Source organism: Leifsonia sp. NCR5, assembly GCF_002105485.1.
Taxonomy (GTDB): domain Bacteria; phylum Actinomycetota; class Actinomycetes; order Actinomycetales; family Microbacteriaceae; genus Leifsonia.
In genome coordinates this window covers 54,617-81,440 of the sequence record NZ_NCSR01000014.1, presented here as the reverse complement: position 1 = coordinate 81,440, position 26,824 = coordinate 54,617, and the positions used below count along the sequence as shown (strand labels likewise).

Genomic DNA, 26,824 nt, shown 5'->3' with positions numbered 1-26,824 from the left:
TAAAGATTCTAGGGAGTGCCGCTATGCGGCGTTCTTCGCGAGCAGCCAGACCAGCAGGGCCTTCTGGGCGTGCAGGCGGTTCTCCGCCTCGTCCCAGATAACCGACTGGGGGCCGTCGATGACGTCGGCCGTGACCTCGTAGCCACGGTCGGCGGGAAGACAGTGCATGAACAGCGCATCCGGCTGGGCGAGCGCCATCAGGTCGGAGTCGACGCGGTAGCCGCCGAAGACAGCGATGCGCTCCGCCTTCTCGTCCTCCTTGCCCATCGACACCCAGGTGTCCGTGATCATCACGTCCGAGCCGGCAGCCGCCTCGCGCGGGTCGGCGAACAGGGTGACGGACCCTCCGGTCTGCTCCGCGATGGCCTCCGCGTCGGCGACGACCGCTGCGCTCGGGGCGTAGTCGGCCGGGGAGGCGACGCGCACGTGCATCCCGGCCGTGACGCCGCCGAGCAGGTAGGACTGGCCCATGTTGCTCGCGCCGTCGCCGAAGAAGGTGAGGGTGAGCCCCGCGAGCGATCCACGCTTCTCCCTGATCGTCAGGAGGTCGGCGAGGATCTGGCACGGGTGGAAATCGTCGGAGAGGGCGTTGACGACGGGAACCGTCGTTCCCTTCGCCATCTCCTCCAGGCCGGACTGCGCGTATGTGCGCCAGACGATCGCGGACACCATGCGCTCCAGCACGCGAGCCGTATCGGACGGCGTCTCCTTTCCGCCGAGCTGACTGTTGGCCGTCGAGATGATCAGCGGGCTGCCGCCGAGGTCGGCGATGCCGACGGCGAACGAGACGCGCGTACGGGTCGACGACTTGTCGAAGATCACGGCGACCGTCTGCGGACCGGCGAGCGGCTTGGTGCCGAAGCGGTCCTGCTTCAGCTGCACGGCGAGATCCAGGATCTCGGCCTGCTCGGAGGGGCTGATGTCGTCGTCGCGCAGAAAATGCCTGGTCATGATTTCTTTCCGGTGGTGTGGATGGAGGCGAGGGCTCGGCCGAATCGCTCGCGGAACTCCGCCAGCTCGTCGTCGCCGACGATCAGCGGCGGGGCCAGCCGGATGCTCGACTCGTTGGGGGCGTTGATGATGAGCCCGTTGGCGAGCGCGGCATCGGAGAGCCGGTGCGCCTCCCCCTCTGTCAGGCCGATGCCGACGAGGAGGCCCTGGCCGCGCACGTCGCCGATCAGCGGGGAGTCGTAGCCGCGGATGATCGCCCGCAGCTCCTCTCCTCGGCGCTCGGCGTTGCCGACCAGGTCGGCGCGCTCGATCTCGCCGAGCACGGCGTTGCCCGCCGCGGTCGCGAGCGGGTTGCCGCCGAAGGTCGAGCCGTGCTGGCCCTGCGAGAACAGCTCGGACGCCCAGCCGAAGGTGACGAGCGCGCCGATCGGGACGCCGCCCGCGATGCCCTTGGCGACCGTCACAGCGTCCGGCAGGATGCCGGCGTGCTCGTAGGCGAACCAGCGTCCCGTGCGGCCGACACCGGTCTGGATCTCGTCGATGATGAGCAGCACCCCGTGCTGCTCTGTCAGCTCGCGCGCCCGCTTCAGGAAGCCGTCCGGCAGGTCGAGCACGCCGGCCTCGCCCTTGATCGGCTCGACGAACAGCGCGGCGACGCGGTCGTCGATGGCTGCTTCGAGCGCCTCGATCGTGGTGTCGATGTGCTCCACCCCGGCGGGCAGCGGCTCGAACGCCTCGCGCATCGGCGGCTTGCCGGTGAGCGCCAGCGACCCCATCGTGCGGCCGTGGAACGCGTTGTTCAGCGCGAGCACGCGGGTGCGGTGACCGGCTGACCTGTTGAGCCTGGCCAGCTTGAAGGCCGCCTCGTTCGCCTCAGCTCCCGAGTTGCAGAAGTACACGCGCCCGGCGTCGCCGGCCCCGGTGATCCTGGTGAGACGCTCGGCCAGTTCCAGCTGCGGCGGGGTGGCGAAGTAGTTGGAGACGTGCGCGAGCGTCGCGATCTGGCGGGAGACCGCATCCACCAGCACGGGATGCGCGTGGCCGAGCGAGTTGACCGCGATCCCCGCGAGGAAGTCGAGGTACTCGTCGCCGTCCACGTCCCAGACGCGGCAGCCCTCCCCGCGCGCCAGCATCAGCTTGGGCGTGGCGAGCGTGCGCATCATGGTGTGGCCGAAACGGTCGGTCCAGCCGGTCGTCGTGCTGGTGCTCACGATGGCACCACCTCCGTTCCGATCCCCGATTGGGTGAAGACTTCGAGCAGGATCGAGTGCGGGATGCGCCCGTCGATGATCGCGGCCTTCGCGACGCCGCCGTCGACGGCGTCGAGGCAGGCGGACATCTTCGGGATCATGCCGGACTCGAGCGTCGGCAGCAGTTCGCGCAGCTCGCCGGCGTCGATCTTGGACAGCAGCGAGTCGCGGTTCGGCCAGTCGCTGTACAGCCCGGCGACGTCGGTCAGGATGACGAGCTTCGCCGCCCCGAGGGCGACGGCGAGGGCCGCGGCCGCCGCGTCGGCGTTGACGTTGAGCGAGTGCCCTGGGTCGTCGATGTCCGGCGCGATCGAGGACACGACCGGGATGCGCCCGGCGTCCAGCTGCGCGTGCACGGCCTCCGGGTTCACGCCGATCACGTCGCCGACCAGCCCGAGGTCCACCTCGACGCCGTCGACGACGGTTCCGCGCTTGCGCCCCTGGAACAGCCCGGCGTCCTCACCGGAGATGCCGGCGGCGAGCGGACCGTGCTTGTTGATGTTGCTGACGAGGTCGCGGTTGATCTGGCCGGTGAGGACCATGCGCACCACATCCATCGCCTCCGGTGTCGTCACCCGGTACCCGCCGCGGAACTCGGACTCGATGCCGAGCCTGTCCAGCATCGCGGAGATCTGCGGGCCGCCACCGTGCACCACGACCGGCCGGATGCCCGCGTAGCGCAGGTAGACCATGTCCTCGGCGAACGCCTGCTGCAGCTCCTCGCTGACCATCGCGTTGCCACCGAACTTGACCACGATGATCTGGTCGTGGAACCGCTTCAGCCAGGGAAGCGACTCGATCAGCGTCTCGGCCTTGGCCGAGGCGCTCCTGCGCTCCTCCGCCTCCGAAGCGTCGGTCTCTGCTCTCGTGTCGAGCGTGCTGTCGTCTGTCATCTCAGCTCGCGTATGCACTGTTCTCGTGCACGTAGTCGTGCGTGAGATCGTTGGTCAGGATGGTCGCCGTCTCGCTCCCGGCGTGCAGATCGATCAGGATGTGCACGGCGCGCGGCGTCAGGTCGACCAGCTCGCGCGGCTGGTCCGGCTCCCCCGCCGTGCAGATCTGGATGCCATTGATCGCGACGTCGATGCCGTACGGGTCGAACACCGCGTCGGTCGTGCCGACCGCTGCGAGCACCCTGCCCCAGTTGGGATCGTTGCCGAAGATGGCCGCCTTGAACAGGTTGCTGCGGGAGACGGCGCGGCCGACGGTCACGGCGTCGTCCTCGCTCGCCGCGTTGACGACCTCGATGGCGATGTCGTGGGATGCGCCCTCCGCGTCGGCCTGCAGCTGCTCGGCGAGATCGCGGCACACCGCGGTGAGCGCCGCGGCGAACTCCGCCTCGTCCGCTGCGACGCCGCTCGCGCCGGAGCCGAGCAGGGCGACGGTGTCGTTGGTGGACATGCAGCCGTCGGAGTCGAGCCTGTCGAAGGTGACCCTGGTCGCGGCCCGGAGCGCCGCATCCAGCTGGGCGGAGTCGAGGACGGCGTCGGTGGTGATGACCACGAGCATGGTCGCGAGGCCGGGCGCGAGCATTCCCGCTCCCTTGGCCATGCCGCCGACCGTCCAGCCCGCCGGCGAGCGCTGCTCCGCCTGTTTGGGCTTCGTGTCCGTCGTCATGATCGCCTCGGCGGCGGCGAGTCCGGCATCCGCGCCGAGGCCCGTTCCCTCGGCGAGGGCTGCCGCGGCGTCTGTGACGCCCGCCGTGAGCTTGCCGAGGTCGAGCTGGTCGCCGATCAGGCCGGTCGAGCAGACGAGCACGTCTCCGGCGGAGACGCCGAGCCGTTCGCCGACCGCCTCAGCGGTGGCATGGGTGGTCTGGAAGCCCTGGGCACCGGTGTAGCAGTTGGCTCCGCCCGAGTTGAGGACGATGGCGGAGACCACGCCGTCCGCGATGACCTGCCTGCTCCAGATGACCGGGTTGGCCTGACACCTGTTGGTCGTGAACACTGTGGCCGCTGCGCTGAGCGGGCCGAGGTTCTGCACGATCGCGAGGTCGCGCGTGCCGCTGGCCTTGAGGCCGGCTGCGACCCCCGCCGCGGCGAATCCGGATGCTGCTGTGACGCTCACGGTGCCACTCCGTTCACGGTCAGGCCGGCGGTCTCGTCGAGACCGAGGGCGATATTGGCGGACTGGATGGCGGCGCCGGCCGTCCCCTTGTAGAGATTGTCGAGCGCGAGGACCGTGACGACGCGGCCCGCGGCCTCGTCGACGGCAACGGCGATCAGAGCGGTGTTCGCGCCGAGCACGTCGGCGGTGCGCGGCACCGTGCCGGCCGGGAGCACCTGCACGAACGTCTCGCCCGCATAGGCGGACTCCCACGCGCTCTGCACCTGCTCGGCCGTCACGCCCGGCTTCAGCCTCGCGGTGGAGGTGGCCAGGATGCCCCGCGACATCGGAACGAGCACCGGGGTGAACGAGACCGTGGGGTTGGCGGCCCCGGCCTTGCGGAGGTTCTGCTGAATCTCCGGGATGTGGCGGTGGGTCCCGCCGACCGCGTACGGATTGGCCGAGCCCAGGATCTCGCTGGCCAGGTACATCGTCTTGAGGCTCTTGCCTGCGCCGGACGGGCCGACGGCGAGGACGGCGACGATGTCCTCCTCCTCGATCAGCCCAGCGGCGATGCCGGGGGCGAGCGCGAGGGAGACGGCGCTGGCGTTGCACCCGGGTGCCGCGATGCGCTTGGCTCCGGCCAGCGCATCCCGCTGCTTGCCGTCGCCGACGGGCAGCTCGGGCACACCGTACGCCCAGGAGCCGAAGTACTCGCCGCCGTAGAACGCGGCCCACGACTCCGGGCTCTCCAGCCGGTGGTCGGCGCCGCAGTCGACGACGAGCGTCTCCTCCGGCAGCAGCGCCGCGATCTCGCCGGACTTGCCGTGCGGAAGGGCCAGGAAGACCACGTCGTGACCGGAGAGGTTCTCCACGGTCGACTCGACCAGGGTCAGGTGGCTGAGGGAACGGAGGTGGGGCTGGTGCGAGACGAGCGGCTGCCCGGCGTTCTGATGCGCCGTGACGGTGCGGACCTCGAAGTCTGGATGACCGGCGAGGATCCGCAGGAGCTCTCCGCCCGCGTAACCGGATGCTCCGGCGACGGCTACCGAGAAAGTCATGCTTCTACCTTATTGAGTGGACGACAGGGGGCCTCGACGAAGGCGGCACCCACGAGTCCCTCGGAAAGGGTCGCGCCAGCGCCGCCTAGATTCGGCGGTCGCGCAGGCGTCGGCGCATGGCGCGGGCGGCGGAAGCCGAGCGCGTGTCCTCGATGCACCGAACGAAAAGCATGCGCCAACCCTATCGTCACTCCCCACCCCCGCACCAAATCGGGCGCCGAACGCGCGAGAGCGCGGCCCCGGCAGACGGGGCCGCGCTCTCGCACCGTGGATGGTCGATCAGTCGCGGATGTGCGCTCCGAACAGCTCCTCGGCGCGCGCCGCTCCCGCGAGCTTGGCCTCGCTGGCCTCCGCCGCGGTAAGCGTGCGGTCGTCCGCGCGGAACCGCAGCGCGAACGTCAGGCTCTTGTGCCCGGCGGGCAGGCCGTGGCCGCGGTAGTCGTCCACCAACCGGATGTGCTCCAGCAGCGCCCCTGCACCCTCCTGCACCGCACGCTTGACGTCGCCGGCCGGAACCTCCTGGCGCACGACGAGCGAGAGATCCTGGGTGGCGGCGGGGAAACCGGAGATCGTCCCGGCTACGACGTCGGCGGGCGCGACCGCGATCAGCGCATCCAGGTCGAGCTCGAACACCGCGACGACGCGCGGCAGGTCGAGCTCCTCCGCCAGCGCCGGCAGCAGTTCGCCCGCGTAGCCGACGGGCACCTCGACGCCGTCTGCTCCCCGGGCGATCAGCTGCGCCGTGCGGCCGGGGTGCATCGCCTGGTGCGTGCTCTGCACGGGGTCCACCTCGATGCCGAGCGCCGCTGCGGTCTGCGCCACCATCGTGAGCGCGTCGGCGACACCGGCGGCGATCGCCTCCTGACCTGGCTGCTTCTGCACGGGATGCCCGAGCACCAGCCCGGCGAGGTGCCTCGGCTGCGCCGGGATGCCGGCGTTGAGCCCGGCGAGCACGTCGTCGGACGGCAGAGCAGCGCCGAGCGGGAGCGTCTCGCTCCCGAGGCCGTCGCCGGACGGACGGAAGACGGTGCCCAGCTCGTAGATGCTCAGGTCGACCAGGCCGCGGGCGAGGTTGCGCTTGGCCGCGTCGACCAGGCCGGGGAGCAGGGCCGTTCGCAGGTACGGCGCCGTCGCGTCCAGGGCGTTCGCCAGCTTGACGGCAGGGACGCCGCCCGCCTCCGGCGAGCCGAAGAGGTCGTTCGCCTTCTCGCTCACGAACGGGAACGCCAGGATCTCGGTGGCGCCGTTGTCCGCGAGGGTCTGCGCGACCGCGCGGCGCAGCTTCTGCTCGCGGGTGAGGCCTCGGCCGGGAGGCGCGACGGGCAGCTCCGACGGGATGCGGTCGTAGCCGACGATGCGCGCCACCTCCTCCGCGAGGTCGGACTTGTCGCGCAGGTCCGGACGCCAGGTCGGAGGGACGACCAGGAGGTCGCCGTCGGACTCGGAGACGGCTCCGCCGATCTCGGCGAGCGCGCCGCGCACCTCGTCGTCGGTGAACTCGACGCCGATGAGGGAGGCGATGTACGTGCGGGGAAGGCGGATCGCCTCCGGAGCCTCCGCGGCATCCAGCACGGAGCCGAGCGCGTCGGCGTGGCCGCCGGCGAGCTGTTCGAGCAGCTGAACGACGCGTCCGGCGGCAGCGACGGCGACGCGCGGGTCGACGCCGCGCTCGAAGCGCTTGGACGCCTCGCTCGGCAGCTTGTGCCTGCGGGCGGTGCGCGCGATCGACACCGGGTCGAAGTTGGCGGCCTCGATCAGGACGTTCGAGGTCTCTGCGCCGATCTCGGTGGATGCGCCGCCCATCACGCCGGCGAGGCCGATGGGACCGGAGTCGTCCGTGATGACGAGGTCTTCCGCATCCAGCGTCCTGGTCTGGTCGTCCAGGGTCACCAGGGTCTCCCCCTGGTGCGCCCTGCGCACGACGATGCCTCCGTGCAGCTTGTCCAGGTCGTAGCCGTGGATGGGCTGGCCGAGCTCGAGCATCACGTAGTTGGTGATGTCGACCACGAGAGAGATGGAGCGGATGCCGGCGAGCTTGAGCCTGGCGATCATCCACGCGGGCGTCGGGCGGGAGCCGTCGACGTCGCGGACGACGCGGGTGACGAACACGGTCGCTCCCGAGCGGCCGCGGATCGGGGCCCTGTCGTCGATCGCGACGCTGAAGCCGTGCGCGTGCGCACCGGCCGGCAGGATGCCCGCCGCGTCGGCGGGGTCGCGGAACGCCGCACCGGTGGCGTGCGAGTACTCGCGGGCGATGCCGCGGATCGAGAACGCGTATCCGCGGTCGGGGGTCACGTTGACCTCGACGGCGGTGTCGTCCAGGCCGAGCAGGGCGATCGCGTCCGCTCCCACCTCCGGGTCGAGCCCCAGGGTGGAGAGGCGCAGGATGCCGTCGTGCTCGTCGCCGAGGCCCAGCTCGCGGGCGGAGGCGATCATGCCGTCGGAGACATGGCCGTATGTCTTGCGGGCGGCGATCGGGAACGGTCCGGGCAGGACGGAGCCCGGCAGGGTCACCACGACCTTGTCGCCGGGGAAGAAGTTGCGGGCACCGCAGACGATGCCGTGCACGGCGTCTCCGCCGTCCGCGGCCTTCTCACCCTCCGGCGCGACGCGCACCTGGCACCACCGGATGGTCTTGCCGTTGCTCTGCGGCTCCTCGACGAAGTCGAGCACCTCGCCGACCACGACAGGTCCGGAGATCTCGAACGAGTGGATCTCCTCCTCTTCGAGACCGACGGAGACGAGGGCCGCGTGGACCTCCTCGGGGGTCGTACCCGGCTCGAGGTCGACGTACTCGCCGAGCCAACTCAGGGGGACGCGCATCAGACCACCATTCCGAACTGCTGAGAGAACCGGACATCGCCCTCGGCCATGTCACGCATGTCTTTGACGTCGTTGCGGAACATCAGCGCCCGCTCGACGCCCATCCCGAACGCGAAGCCCGAGTACACCTCTGGATCGATCCCCGCCGAGCGGAGCACGTTGGGGTTGACCATGCCGCAGCCGCCCCACTCGATCCAGCGCGCCCCGCCCTTGAAGGTGGGGTGCCAGAGGTCGAGCTCGGCGCTCGGCTCGGTGAACGGGAAGTAGTTGGGGCGCAGCCGCACCTTCGCCTCGTCGCCGAACAGCGTCTTGACGAAGTGGTCGAGGGTGCCGCGCAGGTGCGCCATCGTGAGGCCCTTGTCGACCGCGATGCCCTCTGTCTGGTGGAACACCGGAAGGTGGGTCGCGTCGAACTCGTCCGTGCGGAACACCCGGCCGGGCGCGATCCGGTACACCGGCAGCTCGTTGCCCAGCAGGGCGCGCAGCTGCACCGGAGACGTGTGGGTGCGCATCACGAGGTGCGCGTTCGTCGGCTCGACGAAGAAGGTGTCCTGCATCGCACGCGCCGGGTGGTCCTCATCGAAGTTGAGGGCGTCGAAGTTGTACCACTCGCTCTCCAGCTCCGGGCCTTCCGCGACCTCCCAGCCCATGCCGACGAAGACGTCGGCGATGCGCTCCTGCAGCAGCGAGAGCGGGTGACGGGCGCCCGGGGTCCAGCGCGAAGGGAGGGCGGTGACGTCGAGCGCCTCCGCTGCGAGACGAGCCTCGTTCTCCTCGCGCTCGATCTGGGCCTCCTTGGCCGCGAACGCCTGGTTGACGGTTCCCCTCGCCTGGCCGACCAGTTTGCCGGCGGAGGCCTTCTGGTCGTTGGGCACGGAGCGGATGGCGGCGTTCAGGCGCGCGAGCGGCGAGCCCTCGGCCGTGTGCTCTGCGCGCACGACCTTGAGTGCAGCCGAGTCGGCCGCGGCGTCGATCGCCGCGATGGCCGACGCGACCGCCGCCTCGACGGCGGCTTCGGAGATTTCGGAGGATTCAGACACGAGACCCAAGTTTAGTGGGCAGCGCTAGCCGGCACTCCCCTGGTGCGCACCGAGCCCGACCGCCGGCAGCAGCACGCCGTCGATCAGCGAGATGAGGAACTCCCTGTCCACCGGCTTGTGCAGGATGAGGGTGCGGTACGAGGCCATCGACGGCGTCACGAGCGCGAGCGTCTCGATGTCGCAGTCCGCGGAGATCTCCCCGCGCTCGATCGCCCTGCGCATGAAGAACCGGTTGACGGATGCGCGGGGCTCGACGATCGCCGCGTTGACCGCCTCCGCCAGGTCGGGGTCCTGCGCGAGCATCGAGATGAGCCCGGCCATCACGCGCAGCTTCCTCTCCGCGTCTTCGAGGCTGTGCGGCTTGATCATCGCGATCATGTCGCCGCGGAGCGTCCCGGTGTCCGGCAGCGCACCCTGGTCGACGTCGATCTTCTTCATGCACGCGACGGCCTCGATGACCAGTTCGGCCTTGGAGCTCCAGCGGCGGTAGACCGTGGCCTTCCCCGCCTTGGCGCGGGAGGCGACCATGTCCATCGTCATGCGTTCGTACCCGGTCTCGGCCAGGACGTCGAGAGCGGCGGCGAGGATTTCGGGGTCGCGCGTGTGGTCGCGTTTGCGACCCAGCTTCGCGGGCGCCGTCCGCGTTTCGTCAACGGTGTCGAGCTGCGTCATTGCGGCTTCCTTCGTGTTGTGGCTGTCCATCCAGACCATTGTAAGGTTAATTTTAGAACTTGGTAGATCCGGAACTGCTTAGTTTCGTATATAGTGACCTCCATGTCGCAGAATCCCCCTCCCGTTTCGACCCGCCGCTGGTGGACGCTCGTCACCGTCGCCCTCGCGCAGCTCATGGTCGTCCTCGACTCCACGGTCGTGAACATCGCCCTCCCGTCGGCACAGGCCGACCTCGGTTTCAGCAACGCCGACCGCCAGTGGATCGTCACCGCATACTCCCTCGCCTTCGGCAGCCTGCTGCTGTTCGGCGGAAGGCTCTCCGACCTCATCGGCCGCAAACGCGCCTTCATCATCGGCCTCATCGGCTTCGCGGGGGCATCCGCCCTCGGCGGGGCTGCCGGCAGCTTCGGGATGCTCGTGGGCGCCAGGGCACTGCAGGGCGCGTTCGGCGCACTGCTCGCCCCCACCGCCCTCGCCGTGCTCACCACCACCTTCACCATCCCCAAGGAGCGTGCCCGCGCGTTCGGCATCTTCGGAGCCATCGCCGGAGCAGGCGGCGCGGTCGGCCTGCTGCTCGGCGGCTTCCTCACCGAGCAGTTCGACTGGCGCTGGAACCTCTACATCAACGTCGTCATCGCCATTGTGGCGATCATCGGCGCGACCATCTTCGTCAGCAGCGTCGCCCGCTCCGGCCCGCGGCCGAAGCTCGACGTGCCGGGCACGATCCTCGTCTCCGGCGCGCTGTTCAGCCTCGTCTACGGGTTCTCCAACGCGGAGACGGACGGCTGGGACTCCCCGCAGAGCTGGGGGCTGCTCGCCGCATCCGGTGTGCTGCTGATCGCGTTCGTGCTCTGGCAGCGCAGGGCGGCGCATCCCTTGCTTCCGCTGTCGATCGTGCTCGACCGCAACCGCGGAGCCTCGTACTCGTCCATCCTGATCGCCGGGGCGGGGATGTTCGGCATCTTCCTCTTCGTCACCTACTACCTGCAGACCACGCTGAAGTTCAGCCCCATCCAGACCGGCCTCGGCTTCCTGCCGATGATCGTGATGCTGGTGATCGCCGCCCAGCTGTCGACCAACATCTTCGTGCCCAAGTTCGGGCCGAAGGTGATGGTGCCGATCGGCATGACCATCGCCGCGATCGGCATGGTCTACCTGACCCACCTCGGCGTCACGGCCAACTACGCGACCGACGTGCTGCCCGCGCTGATGATCCTCGGAACCGGCATGGGCTCGATCATGCCCGCGGCGATCCAGACCGCGACCCTCGGCGTCGACCGGCACTTCGCCGGGGTCGCCTCCGCGATGGTGAACACCAGCCAGCAGGTCGGCGGATCCATCGGCACTGCACTGCTCAACACGCTCGCGGCTACCGCGGCGACCGACTACATCGCCTCGCACCTGCCGCCCACCCCCTCGGTGGCGGCGGAGGCCGCCGTGCACAGCTACGCGACCGCGTACTGGTGGGGCGCAGCATTCTTCGTGTTCGGCGCGATCCTGTCCGCGCTGCTCTACCGCCGCCGCGGAGACGGCGCGTCGCTCGGCAACCCGGGCGGCACGGCGGGGGCGGCAGCGGACGCACCGGAGCCGACCGAGCCGGTCGTCGCGCACTGAGGTTCTGACGCGCTTACGCACTCATGCAGGAACGCCCTGCGCGGATATCCACGCAGGGCGTTCGTGCGTCCCTGGCCGGGACGACGCTCAGTCCGTCACCGCGGCCGAGCGCTGCGCGAACGCGGACTCGTAGAGGCACACGCTCGCGGCGGTCGCCAGGTTCATCGACTCCGCCTTGCCGTAGATCGGCACGGTGACGACGCGGTCGACCAGGGGAAGCAGCTCGTCGGCGAGGCCGTGCGCCTCGTTGCCGAACACCCACGCGGTGGGGCGGGCGAGCTGCCCGTCCGTGCGCGCGGCGAGAAGGTCTTCGCCCTTGATGTCGGCGGCGAGCACCTGCAGTCCGGCGCTGTGGGCGCGCTGAAACACGTCGTCCAGAGTGGCGCCGACAGCGACGGGGACGTGGAAGAGCGAGCCGGTGGTCGAGCGGACCACCTTCGGGTTGTAGAGGTCGACGGTGCGGCCGGTGAGCACGACGGCGTCTGCACCGGCGGAGTCCGCGGCGCGGATGATCGTGCCGGCGTTGCCGGGGTCGCGCACTTCCTCGAGGACCGCGACCAGGCGCGGCTCGTCCCGGAAGATGTCCTTCACCGAGGTGGGGAACTGGCGGCACACGGCCACGAAGCCCTGCGGGGTGACCGTGTCGGCCATCGCATCCAGCACCTGCTCGGTGACGAACTCGACGTCGACACCAGCATCCACGGCGGTCTGGCCGATGTCGCTGTACCGTTCGAGCGCCGTCGGCGTCGCGTACAGCTCGACCACGAGCTCCGGACGGAACGACAGAGCCTCGGCGACGGCCTGCGGCCCTTCGAGGAGGAACAGGCCGGTCTCAGCCCTGGCGGCACGCTTCGCGAGTTTGGCGACGGCCCGAACGCGCGGTGAGCGCGGGTTGTCAAGCATGTCCCCAGCTTAGAGGGATGCGCCCGCACAACGAGAGAACCCGGCCGACACGATGGTCGACCGGGTTCTGACGTGGTGGGTGCGAGTTACGCAGCAGCCTTCGGCGCCGAGGTGTCGGCGGGGAGAGCCTTCTTGGCGGTCTGCACGAGAGCCGCGAAGGTGGCGGGCTCGTTGACGGCCAGCTCGGCGAGGATGCGACGGTCGACCTCGACACCCGCGAGACCCAGGCCCTGGATCAGACGGTTGTACGTGAGGCCGTTCGCGCGGCTCGCGGCGTTGATGCGCTGGATCCACAGGCGGCGGAAGTCGCCCTTGCGCGCACGGCGGTCACGGTAGCTGTAGACCAGCGAGTGAGTGACCTGCTCCTTGGCCTTGCGGTAGAGGCGCGAACGCTGTCCGCGGTAGCCCTCGGCACGCTCGAGGATGACCCGACGCTTCTTGTGAGCGTTGACCGCCCTTTTTACTCTTGCCATGTCTTCTTTACTTCCTTAAAAAGTCGGGTGGGGTTACTTGCCGAGCATGCGGCGGATGACCTTGGCATCCACCTCGGGAACGACCTGCTCCTGGTTGAGGCGACGCTTGCGGTCGCTGGACTTGACCTCCAGGTTGTGGCGCATCCCGGCCTGCTGCTTCATGACCTTGCCGCTTCCGGTGATCTTGAAACGCTTCTTGGCCCCGGAGTGGGTCTTCTGCTTGGGCATTATTTCTCCTCGTTCGTCGCCTCGGCGGGCGAACTCTCTTCGGACTGAGCAGAGTCGTCTGCGTCAGCAACCGCCTCGGTGTCGCGGCCCTGGGCCCGCGCTTTCGTGGCGGCACGTTGTGCGTTGGCCTCGGCCTTGGCCTCTGACTTGTTCTTCAGAGGGCCGATGACCATGACCATGTTTCGACCGTCGATGGTCGGGTTGGATTCGACCGAGCCGAACTCGGCCACATCTTCTGCGAAACGCTGGAGAAGACGCACACCCTGGTCTGGGCGCGACTGCTCGCGACCCCGGAACAGGATCATCGCCTTCACCTTGTCGCCGGCCTTCAGGAAGCCTTCGGCGCGCTTGCGCTTCGTCTCGTAGTCGTGCTTGTCGATCTTGAGGCGGAAACGCACCTCTTTGAGGATGGTGTTCGCCTGGTTGCGCCGGGCCTCCTTGGCCTTCTGCGCAGCCTCGTACTTGAACTTGCCGTAGTCCATGATCTTCGCGACAGGCGGCTTGGAGTTGGGAGCAACCTCAACCAGATCCAGGTCTGCTTCCTGTGCGAGTCGGAGGGCGACCTCGATTTTGACGACGCCGACCTGCTCACCGCTGGGGCCGACAAGTCGAACTTCGGGGACGCGGATACGGTCATTGGTACGGGGATCGCTGATGCTTTTCTCCTCTGATCAAGCGATACTTCGCGGCCGCGATCTCGTCGGGTGACGACACCGGCGAAAGAGGATTTTCCACGCACCAACGCATTCCCGCGATTTCTCGCAGGCCTGGTACAGCACCCTGACTACCCCCGCGCTTGCGCGCGTTGGCGGAGTGCAACAACCCGGTAACCTAATAAAGCGGTCAAGCGCGGGTGGGAGGAATCTCCACTTTCGTACCGAGACAGATGTCCCGGAGCCCGAACGATTCTAACAGAGGAAAGCAGTGAGCGACACACCCCACGTCTTCGACGACACCGACGACGTCAGCGCGGCCACCCGCGACATCTCCGAAGTGCCCGCCGTGGAGGTCATCACGACCACCGCCGTGCACCTGATGAGCGCCGCGGCGGTCAAATGCGGTCTGGCAGACGACCCGGATGCGCAGACCGACCTCGACGAGGCCCGCAAGCTCATCGACGCCCTCGCCGGCCTGGTCACCGCGAGCGCGGCGCACCTCGGCGACCAGCACGCCCGCAGCCTCCGCGACGGCCTGCGCTCCCTGCAGCTCGCGTTCCGCGAGGCCTCCCCCATCCCGGACGAACTGGGCAAGGGGCCGGGCGAGAAATACACCGGCCCGGTCAACTAGCTCGCGTCTAGCTCGCGTCGGCCGGCACGCTCGCGAGCGCGTCCGCGACGGCAGCGGCCGTCCGCGCCGCCTCGGCGCGGTCGGTCTGGAAGTTGCTCACCGAGAAACGCAGCACGGCCTGCCCGCGCCAGCGCGACGGTGAGCCGAAGGCGACCCCCGCACCGTTCAGCGCGGCGGTCACGGCCCGCGTGCGCTCGTCGCTGCCGAAGGTCGCACAGACCTGGGTGAACACCACGTCGTTCAGGATGCGCACCCCCGGCAGCGCGGACAGCCGCTCCCGCAGTTCGGCCGCCGCATCCGCCAGCCGCTCGACGAGGTCGGCGACGCCGTCGCGGCCCAGTTGCGCGAGCACCGCGTACGCGGGAACGCCGCGCGCCCTCCTGGAGAGCTCCGGCACCCTGTCGTTCGGGTCGGAGCCGTCCACCGACGCCGGCAGGTAGGCGGCCTGCTGCGCGAACGACGCGTGCAACGCCTCCGGTCTCGCCACGATGGCGATGCCGCAGTCGTACGGCACGTTGAGGGTCTTGTGCGCATCCGTCGCCCAGGAGTCGGCCGCCGCCATCCCGGCGGTCAGGTGCCTCAGGCGCGGCGATGCAGCCGCCCACAGCCCGAACGCGCCGTCGATGTGCACCCAGGCTCCCGCCGCGTGCGCGACCTCGATGGCGTCGGCGATGGGGTCGAACGCTCCGGAGTGCACGTTGCCCGCCTGCAGGCAGACGATGGCGGGGCCGGTGCCGGAGTCCGTGCCGCCGCCGAGCGTCGCGCGCAGCGCGTCCACGCGCATCCGCCCCTCGTCGTCGGCGTCGACGAGCTGCGGCCTCCCCAGCCCGGCGAAGCGTCCGGCCTCCTCGAGGGAGCCGTGGCATTCCGCGCCCGCGATGAAGCGCACGCGGGGACCGCCGGACAGACCGTCGGAGGCGACGTCCCAGCCGGCGTCACGCAGCACCTGGTCCCTGCCGGTGACGAGACCGACGAAGTTCGCCATCGTCGCGCCCGTGACGAAGCCGGCCTCCGCGGTCGACGGCAGCCCGAGCAGGTCGACGATCCACTCGCCGGCCAGCTCCTCCGCAGCGACGACGCCGGGCGTCACCGTGCGCAGGGTGGCGTTCTGGTCCCACGCGGAGACCAGCCAGTCCGCGGCGAGCGCCACCGGCTCCGCTCCGCCGATCACCCAGCCGTGGAACCGCGGGGAGTGCATCCTGAGCAGCCCGGGCTCGATGGCGTCGCCCATCCGGCGCAGCACAGCGGTGGCTGGCTCGCCGCGGTCGGGGAGGCTCCCGCCGAGCGCATCCTTGACCTGCTCGATGCTCGCGGTCGCCGGGATACTGCCCTCGCGGACGCCGTCGAGCCACCGCCCGGCGAGCTGCGACGCTTCGCCGAGCGCTGCATCGAACGGGTGGTCCGCGCTCACGCCCGTTATCGTACGCCGGTCACCAGAGCGGCGGGTAGCGGAGCCGGCTGCCATCGCGCTCCGACGCGACGGCAGCCAAGCGCTCAGCTCGCGGTGACGAAGAACGTAGTGTTCACCGCATCGTCCCGCGCCCCTGCCAAGGTCAGCGCAGCGCGAACCTCATAGGCCCGAGCGTGCGAGACCAGTGCCACCGTGCACAGCGAACTCGACACGCCCGCGCGGCGGGTTTCGCCGCGCGAGCGGCCGCTGGGTCAGCGATCTCCGTCGCAGCGAAGCCCGCCGTGCAGACCATGATGCCAAGGCGCCCGCCATCGGGCGACGAGCCCGTCGCCGGGTGTGCTTCTCGAGTGTCTTCATGCCGCATCCGTCACCCCCGCGGCACCATCCCGAGGCGCTGAGCCTCCGGCCACGTTCCCGAGGACTTCGTCGCGCCGAGTGAGCCGTCACCGACGGTGGATGCGAGCCACAGCTCCGTAGACCACGGAGTTGTGTGATATCCAATACGGGTCTCGTTGTTCACTAGCCCCTCGATCGCGAAGGTTTTCACCTTCGTCCAGTTCGCTCCCCACCGATCGGCCGGGGCCATCGAGACAGCTTCCGCGGCGAATTCTGGAACAGACTCGTTGTACACCCCGAGATAGGCCACAGGCTTCTTCGTTGTCGCATCACCGACGATCAGGTCGGGCACATTGTCGCCGTTCACGTCGGCGATCCCCAGGAGTTTCACCCCTGTGCCTGCAGGCACGAGCACAGTCTCTGTGCCGAGATAGATGCTATTGGCCTTCTGGCGGTGGATGCTGATCTGTCCGTTGTTCTTCTGAATGACGACTCCGCTGCCGCGGAAGCCGCCGCCCGCATAGCCACTCGGCAGATTTCCGGTATACGCAACGCTGGCAATGTCTTTGCCGACCCCGTTCAGAACACTCATCGGAGCCGCCAGCGTCTTACTGCCTGACTGATAGGTGCTGTAAACCAGGTTGTCGCCTTTGATCCAGAGCACCCCGTTGAAGGCATCCGAAAGTCCATACGTCGGGGTCGCGATCGGACTCGTCCAGTCTTCAGCGATCGTGAGGTTCGGTCTGGTGTCGATCACTCCGTTGATCGTGACCGAGTGATAGGAGAGCGTCTTCTTCTCGGTGTCGATCACCGGAACATCCGCAAATCCATCGCCCGTAGCGTCCCAGACATTCGGCCCCGAGTCGAGTTTGAGGTTCCGGGGAGCCGGGATCACGTGGATGGGTGCAACCCACCGGCCGGACGAGACAGCCTTGCTGGGCTTGCCGTTCTTCACCGGGCTCACATTGAGGAGGTATGACGCGTCGCGATAGCCGTACCTAGCCTCGTGATTCACCCAGTCGTCCAGAACGAACACGTCGTCGACTCCCGCCGCCGTGGCCAGATTGTCGGGGGTCGACGCGAATGCGATGGTCGATCCAGCTTCCAGTCCGCGGTACGACTGAACGGCACCGCTGTCAGGCTGGCGAACAACCAGATCCGGGATCGTGTCGCCACTCACGTCGGCGACTCCGACCAGCTTCACCGTCGTCCCCGCGGGCATGACTTCGCGTTCAGCACCCAGCGCGACCGTATACGGGTCTTTCTCGTGTGCCACGATCTGGCCGTTCGTCTTCTGAATGATGATCGCAGTCCCAGTACCCACTGTCTCCTTCGTCTGGTGACGTGTGTATGCGATACCGGAGATGTCGTTTGCGACGCCGGGCGCTACGAGAGTGCCATCGTCCAGCGCCTCCTTCTCGCGCACGTACTCGTAGTAGTAGAGATCGTCGCCCTTGCTCGCGAGCAGTCCGTTGGTTCCCCGCACCCTGTAGTCGTACACGGCAGCCGCCAATGCGCCGACCTTGCCGATGGCGACCCCGTTGGTGGGATCGATCAGGCCGGTGTCACCGACGGAGTGGAGGGACACCGTGGTGCGATCCTTTCCGATCACCGGGATGTCCGCCGATCCGTCGCCGGTGAAGTCCCAAACGCTTCGGCTCTCGTCCCGCACGTTGACAGCGTCGACGAGCGACATGCGCTGGCTCACCACGCCCCGCCTGCCCTCGCGCGTGTCCTGCACGCCGACGCCCGTCTCCTGAAGGAGCTTCGTGAGCTTGTCGACGCTGACGTTCTCGTAGCCGAAGCGCTGGCGGAGCACCGCGAAAGCACCCGCCACCTGCGGGGCGGCAAACGAGGTTCCCAGAGCCCAAATCGCCCGGCTCGACGGCGCCGCGTCCCGTGGGAAGTTCGCATGAGAAGTCCACAGCCTATTTCCGACGGTTCCGTCGCCCACGGGGGCCAACAGCGCCACCCGCGTCGACGCATTCGTCCCCGTGTTCTCGCCGACCGTCAGCGTAGACATGTCGTTGACATTGGTGCTTCCCACGGCAATAGCCGCCTCCGATGCGGCCAGCAGGCCGACGCCGTCTGCTGCCTCTGTGTTACCGGCTGCGACGACAACAGCGACGCCATCCCGCTTGAGGTCCGCCATCACGGGAAAGTAGGGCTCCGGTCTCTCGTCGCTGTCGTGGACGAACTCGTGCAGGTTCTTATTCGCGTCCTTCCACGCGAATGACGCGGAGATATTGATCGCCGCAATCGGTTTCCCCTTGTCCTTGTACTTCGGTCGCAGATCGTCCTGAACGTACTGAAGAGCCGCACCGAGGGCGTCAAGATTCCAGGCCTCTTGCACACCGACCTTGATCAGGACGAGATCTGCGCCCGGAGCGACCCCTGAAAGCGTCGCAACTCCTTCCTGGCCGCCAAGGTCGATCGTCCACGGGGTTCCTGCAACGAGCCCGGCGACTTTGGTCCCATGGCTCTCGTGGCACACGTGTTCGACGTTGTTGTCCTCTGGCACCTTCTCGAAGCACGCCGCGTTGTATGTGGACGAACCGGCTCCCGATTCGAAAACGATATTGGTGCCGGGCTGCTTGACCGCATCCGGGGAGCAGAGACTGTCGGTGAAGTCCGACGGCACTGCGTAGCTGCCGAAGCACGCCTCTTCGACGACGCGGTCCTTCAGCATCGGATGCTCCGGATGGAATGCCCCGTCGATGACGACGACGGTCTGGCCGGAGCCGTCGTAGGCAACGCCATCCGATGAGAATCCGGCACCGGCGATACCACCCACGTTTTCCGGGGCCGACGTCGACGCGACTGCGGGAGTTGACACCAGCCCGGCAGCGGCGATCGCGATCGCAGCGAGCGTCGCCGCCCAGCGTCGCTGTCGCCGACGGCGTTTCGAGGCACCAGGGTCACCGTCGAAGACGGCTTTGTGAACGAGATCCATGTGTTATGAGTTCCTTGCGAGTCGAGTGAAACAGTGCGCCGATGCTGGATACACGCGCACACTCGAGCCGCGCCACGGCAAAACGCGGCAGAGCGAATCGGGTCTCATGCCAGCATCGAGTGAGCAAGCATAACATCCAAGATTTCTAATCTCGAATTAATATAAAAATACTGGACGTTTCGTCGCAGTGGTTAGCGAGCGTCGAGACCGGCAGGCATTTTACGTTCCACAGACGCAGGCGCTCATGAGGGGACGGTCACCAGAGCGGCGGGTAGCGGAGCTGCCAGCGCACCTTCCGTTCGAGCTGGGCGGCCAGGGACAGCAGCGTGCGCTCTCCTCCCGGCCTCCCGATCAGCTGCACGCCCATCGGCAGGCCGTCGGCGGTCTGCGCGATCGGCAGCACGATAGCGGGCAGGCCGGACACGTTGAGCATCGAGGTGAACGGCGTGTACTGCACCTGCTGCTCGAAGTTGCGTTCGCCGTCCTCCTGGTCGTACCAGCCGACCGGGCGCGGGGTCATCGCCATCGCGGGGGTGAGCACGGCGTCGAAGCTCGACAGCTGCCGGATGAGGGAGCGCTCGTATGCCGTGAGCGTCGACAGGGCCTCGCTCAGCTCCCGGGCGCTGAGCGCCCTCCCGCGGCGCAGCAGCCAGGCGGTGAGCGGTTCGAGCAGGTTCTCCGTGTCGCCCTCCGCCGGGATGCGCGCAGCACCCGCCTGCCAGATCGTGCAGAACGCCGGCGCGTACGTCGGGTCGGAGACCAGCGCCGTCTCCTCCATGCCGTGCCCCAGGTCGCTGAACGCCTGCACGGCCGCGTCCAGCGCGGCCAGCGCCTCCGGGGCGATCACGATGTCGTACGCGTCGTCCCAGGCGGAGGTCGTCATCACGCCGAGCTGAAAGCGGCCCTCTCCGCGGACGGCGGTGCCGAGGAAGGGGCCGTCGTCGTCGTACGGGGCGCGGAGTGTGTAGTGGTGGTCGATGCGGCCGTCGCGGCGCGCGATCATCCCGTCGAGCAGGAGGGCGGCGTCCGCGGTCGTGCGCGCGAGCGGTCCGTCCACCACGAGGCCCGCGAGCGAGTCGATGCCGCTGCCTGCCGGCACGAGGCCCCGGCTCGGCTTCAGCCCGACCAGCCCGCACGCGGCAGCCGGGATGCGCACGGAGCCTCCGCCGTCCGAGCCGGGCGCGAACGGGAGCATCCCGCTGGCCACGGCCACCGCCGCTCCCCCGCTCGACCCGCCGGAGCCGAGGGACGGGTCCCACGGGTTGCGGGCGGGAGGCGCCGCGAGCGACTCGGTGTATGCGGGGAGCCCGAACTCCGGGGCGTTGGTCTTTCCGAGGCTGACGGCGCCCGCCGCATCCAGGGTCTCGACGATCTCGTCGGAGGTGTCCGGCACGAACTCCGCCATCAGGCGGGAGCCGAAGCCGGTGCGGACGCCCGCGCGCATCCACAGGTCTTTGTCTCCGGAGGGGAGGCCCCAGAGCGGGGCGGTCTTCGGCACCGCGTCGGCAACGTGATCTGCGCGCTGCAGGGCGAGGTCGCGGGTGACGGTGACGAACGCGCCGAGCTGCGGGTTGAGCCTCTCGATGCGGTCGAGGTAGTGGGCGGCGAGTTCTCGGGGGGAGACCCGGCCGGTCTGCAGTTCCTGCCAGAGGGCGAGGGCGGTGAGCTCGTGGAGTTCGGCCATGCTCCGAGGCTATCCCCGATCCGCACGAAGAAATCTCTTGACAATGCAGGCCGAGCCTGGTTGGTTAGTTACATCAGTAACTAACCCATGAGGGTGCAGAGCCGGAGGTACCGATGATCGAAGAGGGAAAGCCGATCTTCGTACAGATCGCCGAACAGATCGAGAACGACATCATCGACGGCGTATACCCCCCGGAGACCCAGGTGCCGTCAACCAACGAGTTCGCGGCCTTCTACCGCATCAATCCCGCAACAGCAGGCAAAGGCGTCAACATCCTGGTGGACGACGGGATTCTCTACAAGAAGAGAGGAATCGGCATGTTCGTTGCCGAAGGCGCCCGCGAGCGCCTCATCGCCAAGCGGCGCGACGCGTTCCGCGACGAATACCTCCGCCCCCTGCTCGCCGAGGCGGCGAAGCTCGGGATCGGACCCCAGCAACTCACCGAGATGATCACCACGGAAGGAATCAGCGCATGAGTGCCACAGCGACACCCACCTCGATCGCGCCGGCCGTGCACGTCGACGGCCTCACCAAGCGGTTCGGATCGTTCACCGCCATCGACGACGTCAGCTTCACCGTCAAGTCCAACAAGATCTACGGGCTCCTCGGCCGCAACGGCGCGGGCAAGACCACCATCATGCAGCTGCTCACCGGCCAGGTCTTCGCCTCGGCGGGCGAGGTCAGGGTGTTCGGGGAGAGCCCGGTCGAGAACGCCCGGGTGCTGCAGAACCTCTGCTTCATCAAGGAGAGCCAGCGGTATCCGGACGACTTCCAGCCGAAGCACGTCTTCCGCAGCGCCCCCTGGTTCTTCGAGAACTGGGATGCGGAGCTCGCCGAACAGCTGATCGCCGACTTCCGCCTGCCGGTGAACCGCCGCATCAAGAAGCTGTCCCGTGGTCAGCTCTCCGCCGTCGGCGTGATCGTCGGGCTCGCATCCCGTGCCCCGCTCACGTTCTTCGACGAGCCGTACCTCGGACTGGATGCGGTGGCCAGGCAGATCTTCTACGACCGCCTCCTCGAGGACTACGCGGAGCATCCCCGCACGATCATCCTGTCGACTCACCTCATCGACGAGGTCGCCAACCTGCTCGAGCACGTCATCGTGATCGACCAGGGGCGCATCCTGATCGATCAGGATGCGGAGGAGATGCGCGGATCGGCCACCACCGTGGTCGGCCAGCGCAGCGCCGTCGACCAGTTCGTCGCCGGGCGCGACGTGATCCACCGCGACGGCATCGGCGGGCTCGCGTCCGTCACCGTCGCCGACCTCACGCCGGCCGACCGCGCCCAGGCGGCCACCGCAGGGCTGGAACTCAGCCCCGTCTCCCTCCAGCAACTCATCGTCCGCAAGACCAACGTCCGAGCGACAGAATTCGAGCAGAGCGCATGACCGCCGTCACACCGGAGTCGGTGAACCTCCGCACAACGCCCGCGTCCGCCCACCGCATCTGGAGGGTGGTGAGGCTCAACCTGGTCAACAAGTGGTCGACCATCTGGGTGCCCATGATGATCATGGCGTTCATCTGGCTGATCAACTATCTGATCTGGTGGATCATCTGGCTGGCCACCGCCCCGGCGGACCGGGCGCACGCGTTCGAGGGGACGCAGTGGAGCGGCGGGGCGTCGTACATCTTCGTCTACATGCTGGTGATCGGTATCCAGGTGATCTCGATGACCTTCCCGTTCGCGCTCGGATACAGCGTCACGCGGCGCGACTTCTACCTGGGAGCAGCCCTCACGTTCCTCCTGCTCGCCGCCGGATACTCGATCGGCTTCACCGTGCTGTCCGCGATCGAGGAGGCGACAGGGGGCTGGGGTCTCGGAGGCCACCTGTACACGTCGATCTACTTCGGCGATGGCGGGTTCTTCTCGCGCCTGTTCATCGTGTTCGCGCTGATGTCGTTCTTCTTCTTCACCGGCTCGATCAGCGGAACCCTCTACATGCGCTGGCGGATGAACGGTGTGCTCGTGGCCGGAGCGATCCTCGCCCTGATCATCGTGGGTGCGATCGCGCTGATCACCTTCACGTCGAGCTGGCCGGCGGTCGGCGACTGGTTCGCCACGATGGGCCCGACCGGTGTCGCGGCCTGGCTGCTCCTCCCCACGGCGGTGGCGGCGGTCGCCGGCTACTTCGTGATCAGCAGGGCGACGCCGAAGAGCTGAGCCGGGCATCCATTCGCGGCCCCAGTCGCATCGCGGCCCCTGTCAGGGTTGCTCGCCGAGTTCCTGGAACACGGTGAGCTGCAACCCGGCGGGGGCCGCGAGCCGTGCGTTCAGGGAGTTCCACGGGGTGCGGGTGGGCGGCGCAATCAGCTCGGCCCCCGCATCCACCAGGTCGGAGGTGACGGCCTGGCTGTCCTCCACCTCGAACGCCAGCCGGATGCGCGGGGCGACGGGCCTGCCCACCTCCACCTGGTCGATCATGGCTTTCTGCGCCGGGTTCGCGATCTCCAAGGTCGCTCGCCCGGCATCCAGGATCGACACCAGCGCTCCCCCATCGCCCGCGTACGAGTCCTGCTCCTCGAGCCCGAGCGCATCCCGGAAGAACGCCAGCGCCTCGTCGTAGTCCTCCGCCTCGACGACGATCCTCAACTGCCTCACCCTCGCGCGCTTCTCGCCCTGGCCCTGGCCCATCGTGTCGTCCTCCCGCTAGCGTGTGTACTGCCCGGCGCCCCGCCGGCTGACGGGAGCGACCAGCTGTGCTCGGTTACCTCTACCTCGGCATCGCCATCGCCACCGAGGTCATAGCCACCACTTTCCTGAAGTTCACCTCCGGCGACAACCCCCGGTGGTGGGCGTACGTCATCGTGGTGGTCGGATACGTGGCGTCGTTCTTCGCCCTCTCGCTGTCGCTCGGCCGCGGCGTGCCGCTCGGCATCGCCTATGCGATCTGGTCGGCGATCGGCGTGGTCGCCATCGTGCTCATCTCGTGGATCTTCTTCAAGGAGAGCCTCACCTGGGTGCAGCTCGCGGGCATCGTGCTCGTGATCGGCGGGGTGGGCCTGCTGGAGCTGGGCGGGGCTAGAACTTCCGCGTGAACGGCAGCGGTTTCCGCATCCGGATCAGCAGTAGCAACGGCACGAGCACGTACGGCCCGTTGTAGAGCAGGAAGATGAACGGCTGCGGGGTGCGCTGCGCCGCGTCGCCGAAGAACTCGACGCCGAAGATCGGGATGCCCGTGAGGCTGATGATCATGGTCGCGTAGATCACCGCGTACAGCTGGATCCAGTTGTATCCCTTGGACAGGCAGATGACGAGCAGCACGTAGAACGGCAGGTAGATGAACGCCGAGGTGCCGGTGATGAAGCGCAGCCAGATCGGCGGGTTCTGGTAGAGCGGGTCGTACTGCGAGGAGTACGTGTAGTTCCACTGCGCGAACAGGTTCGTGGTGGTCGAGGTCTGCGGGATGCCGAGCGTCGGGATGGCATCGCTGATGATGCAGGTCACGATGAACAGCGAGAACATCACGATGAAGAAGATGTCGACGGGGCGTTTGCGCAGCGGCAGGTTCGCGGGCGTCGCGGGAGCGGCGGAGGCGACGCGGCCGTTGTCCGGAGTCACGGTGGTCACCTTCGACACCTTAGTCACGGGAGCGGCCGCCCGTGCGCTGGGCGGCCGCCCGCGTGTCACGTCGTGCCGAGGTTGGCGATGACCTGCTTCGCGAGGGCCACGAGCTGCTCGTGCGAGATGTCCTTCCCGTCCGGCACCGCGTGCACCTGCAGCCAGCCGGAGTCCACCACGATGTTGAGGTAGCCGTTCGGCGCCCAGTATGCGGCCTGGCCGACGCCCGGCTGCTCGACGGCGTCGCTGCCGCGCAGGTGCTCCAGATACGTGGCTCCTCCCGGAAGCACGCCGACGGAGACGCTGGCCGTGCCGTCGTCTTCCACCCAGACGCACCAGTACGCGCCGACCTGGTGGCCGACGTCGAGTTTCGAGTTCGAGTACTCGCCGTCGTCCGACTTCACCTCGCGGGACGGGCCGAAGCCGATGGTCTGCGTGAGCTGGGCTGTCGTGGCGAGGCCGTCGCAGGTGGTCGCCCCTCTGAGCGCGGGCGCAGCGGGCTGCCAGACCGGAGCAGGGGCATCGAGAGCCGACACCACGCCGTAGCTCTGCGCGAGCAGTGCGGCGACCGCCGAGGTGGCCGCATCCGGCGATGCATCGCTGCCGAACACCGTGCCGACGATCCCGTAGCCGGGCAGCAAGGCGTGGAAGCCGCACTGGGTCACCGGGGTGCCGAAGCAGTACGTGTACGCGTCCGGTCCGACGGGCGACGGCGTGTCCTGCGACGCGACCGCCTCTCCCGTCCGATACGCCTCGAATCCTGCCCTGGATGCGCCGGGGACGACGGCGATCCACACGGCGGGTGCCGTCGGGCTGGCCGGGTCGGTGGTCGACCATTGGCAGGTGAGCACCCCCATCCGCTCGTCCGCGTACCCGGTCGGGGTCGCGGTGCGCTCGGGTGTCGACGTCACGAGGTGCGCGCCGCCCGCCTGGTCGACGAGTGCCTGCGTCGCGAGGGCGTCGCAGGTGGTCGCCACGCGGACCGTCGGTGCCGCTGCCTGCGTCGCGGTGGGCGTGGGCGTGGTCGTCGGTTTCGCGGTGGTGGCGACCGGTGCGGCCGGCGCCCCCTGCGCGCATCCCGAGAGTGTGAGGACCACCGCGACGGCGACGGCGCCGAGAACGGATACGGCTGAACGCTTCATATATTCCCCCCAGAGTATGTGCGCATTTCAGCGCCCGCCGTCAGCGTACTGCGACCGGCCGCATCCTGGTCGTCGCGATGCCGAACCGTTATTTGAGGGAGCGCTGCATCAGCACGGTGCCGAGCCAGCGGTCGAACTTGTAGCCGACCCTGCCCATCCGCCCGATCTCGGTGAAGCCGAAGTTCTCGTGCATCTTGATCGACGCCTCTGCGCCCTTGTCGGCGATCACGGCGATCATCTCTTTGAGGCCCGCCGCCTTGGAGCGGTCGATGAGCTCCTGCATCAGCACGGGGCCGAGGCCCTTGCCTGTGGATGCCGCGCCCAGGTAGATCGAGTTCTCCACCGTGAACCGGTATGCGCGCTTCTGCTTCCACGGCGAGACGAGCGCGTAGCCGAGGATCTGGCCGCTCGGCGAGACGGCGACGATGAACGGCATGTTCAGTTTGTGCAGGTAGGCGTACTTGCTCTTCCACTCGCGCAGCGTCATCGCGTCCTCGTCGAAGGTGACCGTGCTGTTGGCGACGTAGTGGTTGTAGATCTCGCGGACCCACGGCAGGTCGGCGGGGACCGCATCCCGGATCGTGTAGTCGAACGGCGCCTCAGCTGGTTCCGACTTCCTCAGGTGACGCGGCAGCTCCCTGCGCGGCTGGTATTCCTCTTCAAGCACGGCACAAGCCTACGCGCGCGGCGGTTTCGGGGAGGTTACGAGTAGGGCAGGCCCACGCCTCACGGTTCGAGCGACCAGTCGACCGGGTCGACGCCGCGCAGCCGCAACGCCTCGTTGGCGCGGGAGAACGGCCGCGACCCGAAGAACCCGCGCGACGCGGACAGCGGGCTGGGATGCGGTGACTCGATCGACGGGTTGCCGCCGAGCATCGGTTTCAGCGTCGCAGCATCCCTGCCCCACAGGATGGAGACGAACGGCGTCCCCCGCTCGACCAGGCAGCGGATCGCGTGCTCGGTCACCGGCTCCCAGCCCTTGCCCCGGTGCGAGGCCGGCTCGCCGGGGCGCACGGTGAGCACGCGGTTCAGGAGCATGATGCCGTGGCGCGACCACGCGCTCAGGTCGCCGTGCGGCGGAGGGGTGACGCCGAGGTCGTCGCGCAGTTCGCGGTAGATGTTCTGCAGGCTGCGCGGAACAGGGCGCACGTGCCGCTCGACCGCGAAGGACAGGCCGATGGGATGCCCGGGCGTCGGGTACGGGTCCTGGCCGACGATGAGCACGCGCACATCGGCCAGCGGGGCACGGAAGGCGCGCAGCACGTTCTCGCCCGCCGGGAGATACGGACGGCCTGCTGCGACCTCCGCGCGGAGGAAGTCGCCCATCCCCGCGATGCGGTCGGCGACGGGAGCGAGCGCGGACGCCCAGCCGGGATCCATCGACCCGTC

26 protein-coding genes are annotated in these 26,824 nt (G+C 68.4%); 6 read left to right on the top strand and 20 right to left on the bottom strand.

The window, feature by feature from the left end; genetic code table 11:
- Window positions 1–21 precede the first annotated feature (21 nt).
- From argF to B7438_RS12910, 8 genes are all read right to left on the bottom strand, one after another.
- On the bottom strand, window positions 22–951 hold the full coding sequence (gene argF / locus B7438_RS12945) for an ornithine carbamoyltransferase (RefSeq protein WP_085370008.1): 930 nt from the start codon (window positions 949–951) through the stop codon (window positions 22–24).
- Window positions 948–2,162 (bottom strand): acetylornithine transaminase, encoded by a 1,215-nt coding sequence (locus B7438_RS12940; RefSeq protein ID WP_085370007.1) that lies wholly within the window; start codon window positions 2,160–2,162, stop codon window positions 948–950. Before B7438_RS12940 ends, argF begins: the two co-directional genes overlap by 4 nt.
- Window positions 2,159–3,094, bottom strand: coding sequence for an acetylglutamate kinase (gene argB, locus B7438_RS12935; RefSeq protein ID WP_085370006.1), 936 nt, complete (start codon window positions 3,092–3,094; stop codon window positions 2,159–2,161). Before argB ends, B7438_RS12940 begins: the two co-directional genes overlap by 4 nt.
- A 1-nt stretch (window position 3,095) precedes the next feature.
- Window positions 3,096–4,268 carry a bifunctional glutamate N-acetyltransferase/amino-acid acetyltransferase ArgJ gene (gene argJ / locus B7438_RS12930; RefSeq protein WP_085370005.1) on the bottom strand — a complete coding sequence of 391 codons (1,173 nt, stop codon included), beginning with the start codon at window positions 4,266–4,268 and terminating at the stop codon, window positions 3,096–3,098.
- Window positions 4,265–5,308, bottom strand: a complete 1,044-nt coding sequence (gene argC / locus B7438_RS12925) for an N-acetyl-gamma-glutamyl-phosphate reductase (protein ID WP_085370004.1) — start codon at window positions 5,306–5,308, stop codon at window positions 4,265–4,267. Before argC ends, argJ begins: the two co-directional genes overlap by 4 nt.
- Before the next feature lie 279 nt (window positions 5,309–5,587).
- Window positions 5,588–8,131 (bottom strand): phenylalanine--tRNA ligase subunit beta, encoded by a 2,544-nt coding sequence (gene pheT, locus B7438_RS12920; RefSeq protein ID WP_085370003.1) that lies wholly within the window; start codon window positions 8,129–8,131, stop codon window positions 5,588–5,590.
- The gene (gene pheS, locus B7438_RS12915) at window positions 8,131–9,171 is read right to left on the bottom strand and encodes a phenylalanine--tRNA ligase subunit alpha (protein WP_085370002.1); all 1,041 of its coding nucleotides are present in this window, start codon (window positions 9,169–9,171) and stop codon (window positions 8,131–8,133) included. Before pheS ends, pheT begins: the two co-directional genes overlap by 1 nt.
- 24 nt (window positions 9,172–9,195) lie before the next feature.
- Window positions 9,196–9,873, bottom strand: a complete 678-nt coding sequence (locus tag B7438_RS12910; protein ID WP_085370051.1) for a TetR/AcrR family transcriptional regulator — start codon at window positions 9,871–9,873, stop codon at window positions 9,196–9,198.
- A 72-nt stretch (window positions 9,874–9,945) separates the two neighbouring features.
- On the opposite strand from B7438_RS12910, the gene B7438_RS12905 reads away from it, so the two are divergent.
- Window positions 9,946–11,457 (top strand): MFS transporter, encoded by a 1,512-nt coding sequence (locus tag B7438_RS12905; protein WP_085370001.1) that lies wholly within the window; start codon window positions 9,946–9,948, stop codon window positions 11,455–11,457.
- Window positions 11,458–11,544: 87 nt separating this feature from the next.
- On the opposite strand, the gene B7438_RS12900 is transcribed toward B7438_RS12905, so the two are convergent.
- From B7438_RS12900 to infC, 4 genes are all read right to left on the bottom strand, one after another.
- Window positions 11,545–12,360 carry an RNA methyltransferase gene (locus tag B7438_RS12900; RefSeq protein ID WP_085370000.1) on the bottom strand — a complete coding sequence of 272 codons (816 nt, stop codon included), beginning with the start codon at window positions 12,358–12,360 and terminating at the stop codon, window positions 11,545–11,547.
- A gap of 86 nt (window positions 12,361–12,446) precedes the next feature.
- Window positions 12,447–12,833, bottom strand: coding sequence for a 50S ribosomal protein L20 (rplT, locus tag B7438_RS12895; RefSeq protein ID WP_055891081.1), 387 nt, complete (start codon window positions 12,831–12,833; stop codon window positions 12,447–12,449).
- Between the two features lie 33 nt (window positions 12,834–12,866).
- The gene (gene rpmI, locus B7438_RS12890; RefSeq protein ID WP_055891076.1) at window positions 12,867–13,061 is read right to left on the bottom strand and encodes a 50S ribosomal protein L35; all 195 of its coding nucleotides are present in this window, start codon (window positions 13,059–13,061) and stop codon (window positions 12,867–12,869) included.
- Entirely contained in the window at window positions 13,061–13,717 is a 657-nt protein-coding gene (gene infC / locus B7438_RS12885) for a translation initiation factor IF-3 (protein WP_085369999.1), read from the bottom strand. The genes rpmI and infC overlap by 1 nt, the downstream gene beginning before the upstream one ends.
- Window positions 13,718–13,985: 268 nt before the next feature.
- On the opposite strand from infC, the gene B7438_RS12880 reads away from it, so the two are divergent.
- On the top strand, window positions 13,986–14,348 hold the full coding sequence (locus B7438_RS12880; protein ID WP_085369998.1) for a DUF1844 domain-containing protein: 363 nt from the start codon (window positions 13,986–13,988) through the stop codon (window positions 14,346–14,348).
- A gap of 7 nt (window positions 14,349–14,355) precedes the next feature.
- On the opposite strand, the gene B7438_RS12875 is transcribed toward B7438_RS12880, so the two are convergent.
- The 3 genes from B7438_RS12875 to B7438_RS12865 form a co-directional block, all read right to left on the bottom strand.
- Window positions 14,356–15,759 carry a pyridoxal-dependent decarboxylase gene (locus tag B7438_RS12875; RefSeq protein ID WP_085369997.1) on the bottom strand — a complete coding sequence of 468 codons (1,404 nt, stop codon included), beginning with the start codon at window positions 15,757–15,759 and terminating at the stop codon, window positions 14,356–14,358.
- Between the two features lie 367 nt (window positions 15,760–16,126).
- On the bottom strand, window positions 16,127–19,048 hold the full coding sequence (locus tag B7438_RS12870; protein ID WP_085369996.1) for a S8 family serine peptidase: 2,922 nt from the start codon (window positions 19,046–19,048) through the stop codon (window positions 16,127–16,129).
- 256 nt (window positions 19,049–19,304) lie between these two features.
- On the bottom strand, window positions 19,305–20,732 hold the full coding sequence (locus B7438_RS12865) for an amidase (protein WP_085369995.1): 1,428 nt from the start codon (window positions 20,730–20,732) through the stop codon (window positions 19,305–19,307).
- A 113-nt stretch (window positions 20,733–20,845) separates the two neighbouring features.
- Here B7438_RS12865 and B7438_RS12860 point away from each other — a divergent pair, with 113 nt between their 5' ends.
- Genes B7438_RS12860 through B7438_RS12850 form a run of 3 tightly spaced genes read left to right on the top strand, consistent with a single transcriptional unit; the run spans window position 20,846 to window position 22,895 of the window.
- A complete protein-coding gene (locus B7438_RS12860; protein ID WP_085369994.1) occupies window positions 20,846–21,208 on the top strand; it encodes a GntR family transcriptional regulator in 363 nt (120 codons plus the stop codon).
- The gene (locus B7438_RS12855) at window positions 21,205–22,122 is read left to right on the top strand and encodes an ABC transporter ATP-binding protein (RefSeq protein WP_085369993.1); all 918 of its coding nucleotides are present in this window, start codon (window positions 21,205–21,207) and stop codon (window positions 22,120–22,122) included. The genes B7438_RS12860 and B7438_RS12855 overlap by 4 nt, the downstream gene beginning before the upstream one ends.
- A complete protein-coding gene (locus B7438_RS12850; protein ID WP_085369992.1) occupies window positions 22,119–22,895 on the top strand; it encodes a hypothetical protein in 777 nt (258 codons plus the stop codon). Before B7438_RS12855 ends, B7438_RS12850 begins: the two co-directional genes overlap by 4 nt.
- A gap of 42 nt (window positions 22,896–22,937) precedes the next feature.
- Here B7438_RS12850 and B7438_RS12845 read toward each other — a convergent pair whose 3' ends face one another.
- A complete protein-coding gene (locus B7438_RS12845; RefSeq protein ID WP_085369991.1) occupies window positions 22,938–23,366 on the bottom strand; it encodes a glyoxalase/bleomycin resistance/extradiol dioxygenase family protein in 429 nt (142 codons plus the stop codon).
- 65 nt (window positions 23,367–23,431) lie between these two features.
- Here B7438_RS12845 and B7438_RS12840 point away from each other — a divergent pair, with 65 nt between their 5' ends.
- Window positions 23,432–23,770 carry a multidrug efflux SMR transporter gene (locus tag B7438_RS12840; RefSeq protein WP_085369990.1) on the top strand — a complete coding sequence of 113 codons (339 nt, stop codon included), beginning with the start codon at window positions 23,432–23,434 and terminating at the stop codon, window positions 23,768–23,770.
- Here B7438_RS12840 and B7438_RS12835 read toward each other — a convergent pair.
- From B7438_RS12835 to B7438_RS12820, 4 genes are all read right to left on the bottom strand, one after another.
- Window positions 23,754–24,302 (bottom strand): DUF2781 domain-containing protein, encoded by a 549-nt coding sequence (locus B7438_RS12835; protein WP_085369989.1) that lies wholly within the window; start codon window positions 24,300–24,302, stop codon window positions 23,754–23,756. The two genes, B7438_RS12840 and B7438_RS12835, sit on opposite strands and share 17 nt — an antisense overlap.
- Before the next feature lie 56 nt (window positions 24,303–24,358).
- The gene (locus B7438_RS12830; protein WP_085369988.1) at window positions 24,359–25,435 is read right to left on the bottom strand and encodes a hypothetical protein; all 1,077 of its coding nucleotides are present in this window, start codon (window positions 25,433–25,435) and stop codon (window positions 24,359–24,361) included.
- Between the two features lie 88 nt (window positions 25,436–25,523).
- Window positions 25,524–26,102, bottom strand: a complete 579-nt coding sequence (locus B7438_RS12825) for a GNAT family N-acetyltransferase (RefSeq protein WP_085369987.1) — start codon at window positions 26,100–26,102, stop codon at window positions 25,524–25,526.
- Between the two features lie 59 nt (window positions 26,103–26,161).
- Window positions 26,162–26,815, bottom strand: a complete 654-nt coding sequence (locus B7438_RS12820; RefSeq protein WP_085370050.1) for a uracil-DNA glycosylase — start codon at window positions 26,813–26,815, stop codon at window positions 26,162–26,164.
- Window positions 26,816–26,824 lie beyond the last annotated feature (9 nt).

Excerpts from the sequence above, each read along its gene's own strand:
- argF (WP_085370008.1), bottom strand. The coding sequence starts at position 951 with ATGACCAGGCATTTTCTGCGCGACGACGACATCAGCCCCTCCGAGCAG.
- argB (WP_085370006.1), bottom strand. The coding sequence starts at position 3,094 with ATGACAGACGACAGCACGCTCGACACGAGAGCAGAGACCGACGCTTCG.
- argC (WP_085370004.1), bottom strand. The coding sequence starts at position 5,308 with ATGACTTTCTCGGTAGCCGTCGCCGGAGCATCCGGTTACGCGGGCGGA.
- pheT (WP_085370003.1), bottom strand. The coding sequence starts at position 8,131 with ATGCGCGTCCCCCTGAGTTGGCTCGGCGAGTACGTCGACCTCGAGCCG.
- B7438_RS12910 (WP_085370051.1), bottom strand. The coding sequence starts at position 9,873 with ATGGACAGCCACAACACGAAGGAAGCCGCAATGACGCAGCTCGACACC.
- B7438_RS12905 (WP_085370001.1), top strand. The coding sequence starts at position 9,946 with ATGTCGCAGAATCCCCCTCCCGTTTCGACCCGCCGCTGGTGGACGCTC.
- B7438_RS12900 (WP_085370000.1), bottom strand. The coding sequence starts at position 12,360 with ATGCTTGACAACCCGCGCTCACCGCGCGTTCGGGCCGTCGCCAAACTC.
- rplT (WP_055891081.1), bottom strand. The coding sequence starts at position 12,833 with ATGGCAAGAGTAAAAAGGGCGGTCAACGCTCACAAGAAGCGTCGGGTC.
- rpmI (WP_055891076.1), bottom strand. The coding sequence starts at position 13,061 with ATGCCCAAGCAGAAGACCCACTCCGGGGCCAAGAAGCGTTTCAAGATC.
- B7438_RS12870 (WP_085369996.1), bottom strand. The coding sequence starts at position 19,048 with ATGGATCTCGTTCACAAAGCCGTCTTCGACGGTGACCCTGGTGCCTCG.
- B7438_RS12865 (WP_085369995.1), bottom strand. The coding sequence starts at position 20,732 with ATGGCCGAACTCCACGAGCTCACCGCCCTCGCCCTCTGGCAGGAACTG.
- B7438_RS12860 (WP_085369994.1), top strand. The coding sequence starts at position 20,846 with ATGATCGAAGAGGGAAAGCCGATCTTCGTACAGATCGCCGAACAGATC.
- B7438_RS12855 (WP_085369993.1), top strand. The coding sequence starts at position 21,205 with ATGAGTGCCACAGCGACACCCACCTCGATCGCGCCGGCCGTGCACGTC.
- B7438_RS12850 (WP_085369992.1), top strand. The coding sequence starts at position 22,119 with ATGACCGCCGTCACACCGGAGTCGGTGAACCTCCGCACAACGCCCGCG.
- B7438_RS12845 (WP_085369991.1), bottom strand. The coding sequence starts at position 23,366 with ATGGGCCAGGGCCAGGGCGAGAAGCGCGCGAGGGTGAGGCAGTTGAGG.
- B7438_RS12830 (WP_085369988.1), bottom strand. The coding sequence starts at position 25,435 with ATGAAGCGTTCAGCCGTATCCGTTCTCGGCGCCGTCGCCGTCGCGGTG.
- B7438_RS12820 (WP_085370050.1), bottom strand. The coding sequence starts at position 26,815 with ATGGATCCCGGCTGGGCGTCCGCGCTCGCTCCCGTCGCCGACCGCATC.